This window comes from Streptomyces sp. NPDC005423 (assembly GCF_040606415.1).
Classification (GTDB): Bacteria; Actinomycetota; Actinomycetes; order Streptomycetales; family Streptomycetaceae; genus Streptomyces.
This window is the reverse complement of the sequence record NZ_JBEXET010000035.1, coordinates 75,640-82,336: the sequence shown is the minus strand read 5'-3', so window position 1 is coordinate 82,336 and position 6,697 is coordinate 75,640. Positions and strand designations below refer to the sequence as shown.

The window sequence follows — 6,697 nt, the reverse complement described above, 5'->3', positions numbered from 1 at the left end:
AGACCAGTGCCGGCGCGATCGCCGAGGCGCCCAGGCAGAAGGAGAGGATGGCGAGGGGCTGGAGGCTGCGGTGCTGGGCGATCACGGCGAGCAGGGCACGGCGGCCACCGCGACCGCGGCGAGCGCGGCCACGGCCGCCAGGAGGATCGCGACGCGGGTCCGTACGGTCATGAGGCGGTCTCCCGGAATCTCAGGACGTCCAGACGCCGCTGATGTCCGCGGCGGAGGCCGCGTTGCCCGCGTGGGTGGTCAGGCCCTGGGTGTCCTCCAGGGTCCGCAGCAGGTTGTAGTGGTTGTACGTGGTCGAGGACGTCGACCCCGGGGTGACCGGCTGGCCGTAGAGGACCGTCGGGATGCGGTTGCCGCTGAGCAGGTTGTCCTCGTCGAAGGTGACGACGAGCAGGCTGTTGTGGGTCTTGGCCCAGGTGGCGTACGCGCTCAGGTTGGTCTTCAGCCAGGTGTCGCCGGTCGCCACCGAGCAGTCGTGCATGTCGCTGCACAGGTTGGGGACGACGAAGGAGACGTCGGGCAGGGTCGTGTAGTCCGTCGGGAACTGCGCGAACGTCCTGGCCGTCGACACCGGGACGTTGGAGAAGCCGAACCACGGGTTGTGCTTGCGGGCGTAGGTGCCGCTGCTGCACGTCGTGGACCCCTGGCTCGGCAGCGTCTCGTTGTAGCTGGCCCAGCTGCCGCCCGCCGCGATCACCTCGGAGGCCAGGTTCGCCGCCGAGGAGAAGCCGGCTGTGTAGCAGCTGTCGCTGGTGATGCCCTGGGTGGAGCCGGAGAAGAGGGCGAAGTAGTTGGGCTGGCTGGGGTGCGTGATGCCGTACGACTGCGTGAGCTTGGCGCCGCCGGTGGCGAGCGAGTTCAGGTACGGCGCGGCGGAGGCGCCGATCACCTGGCTGTAGGCGTGGTTCTCGAACATCACGACGACCACGTGGTCCGGGGCCGGCACCCCGGTCGCGGCGTGCGCGGGCGAGGAGCCGCCGAGGCCCGTCCACAGGCCGACGGCGGCTGCCGTGAAGGCGAGGGCGGACGCCACGACGGCGCGGCTGCGGCGGTACACGGAACTGCCGGGCACTTCGACCTCCGGGGTGGGGGGAGGAGACTGAGGGGGAGGGGACGGGAACGGGGATGGGCCGGGAGAAGGGTGGCGGTGCGGGAAAGCATGCACACGTCAAGATGCCCGCGTCCTACGCCGTCCAACCCGACGGATGAAGAACGGGTGAACGCCGACCGCCGCTTCACGCCAACCGGCCACACCCAGGACGTACCCCGCCTTCGCGTCTCGCACCGCGCTCCCACGCGACCGGAACCTCGGCGGGGCACCGTCACCACCACCCGGGTTACGCTCGCGGGTACGACCTTGATCGGAACCCGGATCGGGACCTGACTCTGACAGGAGGCCGAGGATGACGGCGCCGGGACGCAGAAGCAGTACCTTCACGCGACTGCTGCGGCACGGTTTCACCGATCCCTCGGCCGCCGAGCGGCTCCTGGAGAGCGCCGAGCTGGCCCCCGTACGGAACGACCCGGTCCTGCTGGAGGCGCTCGGCGCCACCCCCGACCCGGATCTCGCCCTGCACGGCCTCGTACGGCTCCTGGAGGCGCAGCCCGACCAGACCGCCCGGCGCGAGCTGCTCGACACGCTGATCGCGGCGAAACCGCTGCGCGACCGGCTGCTGGGGGTGCTCGGGGCGTCCGCCGCGCTCGCCGACCACCTCGACCGGCACCCGCTCGACTGGCAGGCCCTCGTCATGTACGAGCCGCGCGACCTGCACCCCGGGGTGGAGGAGTTCGAACGCGGCCTGGCGGAGGTGACCGACCCCGTCTCCCTCCGCGTGGCCTACCGGCGCTGTCTGCTCTCCATAGCCGCCCGCGACATCTGCGGCACCACCGACCTCGCCCAGACCGCCGCCGAACTCGCCGACCTCGCCACCGCCACCCTGCGCTCCGCCCTCGCCCTCGCCCGCGCCGCCGCGCCCGACGACGCGGCGCTGTGCCGGCTCGCGGTGATCGCCATGGGCAAGTGCGGCGGCCACGAGCTGAACTACGTCTCCGACGTCGACGTCATCTTCGTCGGCGAGGCCGTGGGAGGCGCCGACGAGGACAAGGCCCTCAGGGCGGCCACCCGGCTCGCCTCGCACCTGATGCGGATCTGCTCCGAGACCACCGTCGAGGGCTCGATCTGGCCCGTCGACGCCAACCTCCGCCCCGAGGGCCGCAACGGCCCGCTGGTCCGCTCGCTCAGCAGCCATCTCGCCTACTACCAGCGCTGGGCCAAGACCTGGGAGTTCCAGGCACTCCTCAAGGCCCGCCCGGTGGCCGGCGACCGCGCGCTCGGCGAGGAGTACGTCGCCGCCCTCGACCCCCTCGTCTGGCAGGTCGCCGACCGGGAGAACTTCGTCGCCGACGTGCAGCGGATGCGCCGCCGGGTGGTCGAGAACATCCCCGTCGCCGAGGTCGACCGCGAGCTGAAGCTCGGCCCCGGCGGCCTGCGAGACGTCGAATTCGCCGTCCAGCTCCTTCAGTTGGTGCACGGCCGGACCGACACCTCGCTGCGCAGCGGCACCACGCTCGACGCGCTCCAGGCCCTCGCGGCCGGCGGCTACGTCGGACGCGAGGACGCCGGCCGGCTCGACGACGCCTACCGCTTCCTGCGCACCATGGAACACCGCATCCAGCTCTACCGGCTGCGCCGCACCCACCTGGTCCCGCAGAACGAGGCCGACCAGCGCAGGCTGGGCCGCTCCCTCGGCCTGCGCACCGACCCGGTCGCCGCGCTGAACCGCGAGTGGAAACGGCACGCGACCGTCGTACGACGGCTCCACGAGAAGCTCTTCTACCGCCCGCTGCTCGACGCGGTTGCCCAACTCGCGCCCGGTGAGACCCGGTTGAGCCCCAAGGCGGCCCGCGAACGGCTCGTCGCGCTCGGCTACCACGACCCGGCCGCCGCCCTGCGCCACCTGGAGGCCCTCGCCTCCGGCGTCACCCGCAAGGCCGCCATCCAACGCACCCTGCTGCCCGTCCTGTTGGGCTGGTTCGCGGACTCCGCCGACCCCGACGCCGGTCTGCTCAACTTCCGCAAGGTCTCCGACGCGCTGGGCAAGACCCCTTGGTACCTACGGCTGTTGAGGGACGAGGGCGCTGCGGCCGAGAACCTGGCCCGGGTCCTGTCGGCGGGCCGCCTCGCCCCCGACCTCCTGATGCGGGCCCCCGAGGCGGTCGCCCTGCTCGGCGACGGCGACGGCAGCAGCGGCCTCGAACCACGCGGGCGCGAGCCCCTGGAGCAGGAGATACTCGCCGCGGTCCGCCGCGCCGACGGCGCCGTCCAGGCCGTCACCGCCGCCCGGGGCGTCCGCCGCCGCGAACTCTTCCGGACCGCCGCCGTCGACATCACCGCCTCCTATGGCACCGAAACCCAGCCCGTCGAGGCCGACCAGGGCGCCCTGGTCGACCGGATCGGCGGCGCCGTCTCGGACCTCACCGCGGCGACCCTCTCGGGCACGCTGCGGGCGGTGGTCCGCGAGGGCTGGGGCGACACCCTCCCCACCCGCTTCGCGATCATCGGCATGGGCCGCTTCGGCGGCCACGAACTGGGCTACGGCTCCGACGCCGACGTCCTCTTCGTCCACGAACCCCGCGAGGGCGTCGACGAGCGGACCGCCTCCGAGGCGGCCAACAAGGTCGTCTCCGAGATGCGCCGGCTGCTCCAGATCCCCAGCTCCGACCCGCCGCTGCTGATCGACGCGGACCTGCGCCCCGAGGGCAAGTCGGGCCCGCTCGTACGGTCGTTGAACTCCTACGCCGCCTACTACCGCCGCTGGTCCCTGGGTTGGGAGTCGCAGGCCCTGCTGCGGGCCGAACCGGTGGCCGGGGACCCGGAGTTGGGGGCCCGGTTCGTCGAGCTGATCGACCCGTTGCGCTATCCGGCGGACGGCCTCGGCGACGACGCCGTACGCGAGATCCGGCGGCTGAAGGCGCGGATGGAGTCCGAGCGGCTGCCGCGCGGCGCCGACCCGACCCTGCACGCCAAACTGGGGCGCGGCGGGCTCTCCGACGTCGAGTGGACCGTGCAGCTCATGCAGTTGCGGCACGGCAGGAGCGAACCGGGCCTGCGCACCACCCGCACCCGCGAGGCCCTCGCCGCCGCCTGTGCCGCCGGCCTCGTCTCCGCCGAGGACGCCTCGACCCTCGACGAGGCGTGGGTCCTGGCGACCCGGGTCCGCAACGCGGTGATGCTGGTCCGCGGCCGGGCCGCCGACACCTTCCCCACCGACCCGCGCGAGCTCGCCGCCGTGGGCCGTTACCTCGGCTACGGCCCCGGTCACGTCGGCGACATGCTCGACGACTACCGCCGTACGACCCGGCTGGCGCGGGCCGTGGTGGACGAGCTGTTCTACGGGGCCTGAGCGGGCGGGTGGACCGGGACGTCGAACCGCTGGGGCAGCCGGTAGGGGAAGGTCCCGTACCAGAGCCGTGAGACGGTGAAGCCGAACGCCAGGCACGCCATGCCGCCCACCGCGTCGAGCCAGAAGTGGTTGGCGGTGGAGACGATGACCAGCAGGGTCACCGCCGGGTAGAGCAGGCCGAGGACGCGCACCCAGTCCAGCCGGGCCAGCGCGAAGACGGTCAGCCCGCACCACAGGGACCAGCCGATGTGCATGGACGGCATCGCCGCGTACTGGTTCGACATGTGCTTCAGGTCGCCGGAGGCCATCGAGCCCCAGGTCCGGTGGACCATGACCGTGTCGACGAAGTGGCCGCCGTGCATCAGCCGGGGCGGCGCCAGCGGGAACAGATAGTAACCGACCAGGGCCACACCCGTGGTGGCGAAGAGGACCAGCCGGGTCGCCGCGTACCGTCCGGGATGCCAGCGGTAGAGCCACACCAGGACGCCGAGCGTCACCACGAAGTGCAGGGTGGCGTAGTAGTAGTTCATGCCGACGATCAGCCAAGTCGCGCTGTTCACCGCGTGGTTGACGGACTGCTCGACGGCGATGCCGAGATCGCGCTCCACCCGCCAGATCCAGTCGGCGTTGCGCAGCGCCTCGGTCCGCTGTTCCGGAACCGCGTTGCGGATCAGCGAGTAGGTCCAGTAACTCACCGCGATCAGCAGGACCTCGAACCAGAGCCGGGGCCGGCGCGGAGTACGCAGCCGGTTCAGTAAACCCTGCCCGGCCTCGTCCGCGACGGGGCTCGGAACGGCTTCTTCACGGCCTTCCAATGTCGTCACGGTCGTCTCACCCATAGGGACAAAGTCTGCCAGAAAAGCCTTGCGCGACCGATCATCCCCTGGTCGGGTCCGGCTCGCATGTTCTACGGCGGAAGGACCACGGTGACTACCGCGGAAGCACCGCACCCGGCGGTGCCGCCTCCCTCTCAGGGACGATGGCGCTCGCCGGCCGCCCCGACGGCACCCGGAGCCCCGGGCGCCGAAGCCGTCGAGCCGCGCACCACCAGCTCCGGCATGAACACGAACTCGCTGTGCGGCGCGGGCGTGCCGCCGATCTCCTCCAGCAGGGTGCGCACCGCCGCCTGTCCCATCGCCGGGACCGGCTTGCGGATCGTGGTCAGCGGGGGATCGGTGAACGCTATGAGGGGCGAGTCGTCGAAGCCCACCACCGAGATGTCCCGGGGCACGTCGAGACCGAGTTGCCGGGCCGCCCGTATCGCGCCCAGCGCCATCATGTCGCTGGCGCACACCACCGCCGTGCACTCCCGCTCGATCAGCGCCGCGGTGGCCGCCTGGCCACCCTCCAGCGTGTACAGCGAGTGCTGCACGAGCCGGGTCCCGACGTCCTCGGCGGCCAGCCCCAGCTGGTCCTGCATCGCCCGGACGAAGCCCTCGATCTTGCGCTGCACCGGCACGAACCGCTTGGGCCCCAGCGCGAGGCCGATCCGGGTGTGGCCCAGCGAGATCAGATGCGTCACCGCCAGGGTCATCGCCGCCCGGTCGTCGGGGGAGATGAACGGCGCCTGCACCTTCGGCGAGAAGCCGTCGACGAGGACGAACGGCACGCCCTGGGCGCGCAGTTGCTCGTAGCGCTGCATGTCGGCTGAGGTGTCCGCGTGCAGCCCGGAGACGAAGATGATGCCCGCCACCCCGCGGTCGACGAGCATCTCGGTCAGCTCGTCCTCCGTCGACCCGCCCGGGGTCTGGGTGGCGAGCACCGGGGTGTAGCCCTGCCGGGTCAGTGCCTGACCGATGACCTGGGCCAGGGCCGGGAATATCGGGTTCTCCAGCTCCGGGGTGATCAGCCCGACCAGGCCCTCGCTGCGCTGGCGCAGCCGCACCGGGCGCTCGTAGCCGAGCACGTCGAGCGCGGCGAGCACGGACTGGCGGGTGGTGGCGGCGACGCCCGGCTTGCCGTTGAGGACGCGGCTGACGGTCGCTTCGCTCACCCCCGCCTGGGCGGCGATGTCGGCAAGCCGTGTAGTCACGGGGGTGGACTGTACCGGCCGTCGTCTCGCCGCGGGTTGCTGCGTCATGGCGATCCCTCATGGTCTGGTCGGCTTGTGGCCGGCGTGCGGCAAGAGCTTGCAGAGTCTTGCACAGGTGTCCCACTGCCCGCCTGGCCGCCTCGGTACACGGTATTCGAGGGCCGGCGGGAGGTCACGGCCGGGTAACTCTCCGACCGTCTTGCAGTTTTTTGCAGCAAGGACTTTCGCGTCGCTTACATCGCTGTTACGTTCG

At 71.8% G+C, this 6,697-nt stretch carries 4 protein-coding genes; 1 reads left to right on the top strand and 3 read right to left on the bottom strand.

Annotated elements, in window-relative coordinates; all coding sequences use genetic code 11:
• Positions 1–190 precede the first annotated feature (190 nt).
• Positions 191–1,081, bottom strand: a complete 891-nt coding sequence (locus ABZT12_RS29235; protein WP_356390009.1) for an alkaline phosphatase family protein — start codon at positions 1,079–1,081, stop codon at positions 191–193.
• Between the two features lie 331 nt (positions 1,082–1,412).
• Between ABZT12_RS29235 and ABZT12_RS29230 the strand changes: the two genes are divergently transcribed.
• On the top strand, positions 1,413–4,412 hold the full coding sequence (locus tag ABZT12_RS29230) for a bifunctional [glutamine synthetase] adenylyltransferase/[glutamine synthetase]-adenylyl-L-tyrosine phosphorylase (RefSeq protein ID WP_356390008.1): 3,000 nt from the start codon (positions 1,413–1,415) through the stop codon (positions 4,410–4,412).
• Here the strand turns inward: ABZT12_RS29230 and ABZT12_RS29225 are convergent.
• Positions 4,400–5,251: a phosphatase PAP2 family protein gene (locus ABZT12_RS29225; RefSeq protein ID WP_356390007.1), complete on the bottom strand. Its 852-nt coding sequence runs from the start codon at positions 5,249–5,251 to the stop codon at positions 4,400–4,402. The genes ABZT12_RS29230 and ABZT12_RS29225 overlap by 13 nt on opposite strands.
• 131 nt (positions 5,252–5,382) lie before the next feature.
• Positions 5,383–6,444: a LacI family DNA-binding transcriptional regulator gene (locus tag ABZT12_RS29220; protein ID WP_356390006.1), complete on the bottom strand. Its 1,062-nt coding sequence runs from the start codon at positions 6,442–6,444 to the stop codon at positions 5,383–5,385.
• Positions 6,445–6,697: the final 253 nt, after the last annotated feature.

Excerpts from the sequence above, each read along its gene's own strand:
- ABZT12_RS29230 (WP_356390008.1), top strand. The coding sequence starts at position 1,413 with ATGACGGCGCCGGGACGCAGAAGCAGTACCTTCACGCGACTGCTGCGG.
- ABZT12_RS29225 (WP_356390007.1), bottom strand. The coding sequence starts at position 5,251 with ATGGGTGAGACGACCGTGACGACATTGGAAGGCCGTGAAGAAGCCGTT.